Below are 564 nucleotides of genomic sequence, written 5' to 3'. Positions count from 1 at the left end.
TCCGGTAACGTCTAGGAAGGCGAGCACCTTCTGCGGGTTTATCATCTGCGAGATGACCAGACCCAGGCCGAAGATCAGGCCTGAGGCTAGCGAGACGAGGATGCGGCCCATGGTAGTTAGTCTCCGACAACGTGACGGGCAATGAAAACGGTGACGGCGGCGGCAAGCATGAACAGGCCGGTGGCCGTGATGGAACGGCGCGACAGCCGGGCAATACCCGCAACGCCGTGCCCGCTGGTGCAACCGCTGCCTAGACGACTGCCAAAGCCGACAAGCAATCCGGCCACCACCAGGGTTGGGTAGGCGGAGCGGATGATGATCTCGGGCGTGCCGAGGAGGAGGGAATAGGCTAGCGGGGCGCCAAGGAGGCCTCCCAAGAAGGCGGGGCGCCAAGCGACCTCACCCGCCTGCGGCCTGATGAGGCCGCCGACCGCACCGCTGATCCCGGCGATGCGGCCGTCGCCAAGCCAAAGGATCAGGACTGAAAGGCCGATGAGCGCACCGCCCAGCGCGGCGGAGACGGGAGTGAAGTTCTCCATGACAGCTTAGCCCTTGGCTTCGCGG

Annotated in this window: 2 protein-coding genes; both read right to left on the bottom strand. The window is 65.2% G+C overall.

Annotated elements, in window-relative coordinates:
* Positions 1–111, bottom strand: a 111-nt coding sequence (locus tag QWZ14_RS31915) for a DUF6691 family protein (RefSeq protein WP_353959282.1), incomplete at its 3' end; no start/stop codon positions are given.
* Between the two features lie 5 nt (positions 112–116).
* A complete protein-coding gene (locus QWZ14_RS07840; RefSeq protein WP_290316070.1) occupies positions 117–539 on the bottom strand; it encodes a YeeE/YedE family protein in 423 nt (140 codons plus the stop codon).
* Between the last annotated feature and the right edge of the window lie 25 nt (positions 540–564).

This window comes from Paeniroseomonas aquatica (assembly GCF_030409335.1).
Taxonomy (GTDB): domain Bacteria; phylum Pseudomonadota; class Alphaproteobacteria; order Acetobacterales; family Acetobacteraceae; genus Belnapia; species Belnapia aquatica.
The sequence above is the reverse complement of the archived record's forward strand: the minus strand, read 5'-3'. Positions and strand labels throughout refer to the sequence as shown.

Bases quoted from the DNA above. Each gene is read 5' to 3' on its own strand.
- QWZ14_RS07840 (WP_290316070.1), bottom strand. From the start codon at position 539: ATGGAGAACTTCACTCCCGTCTCCGCCGCGCTGGGCGGTGCGCTCATC.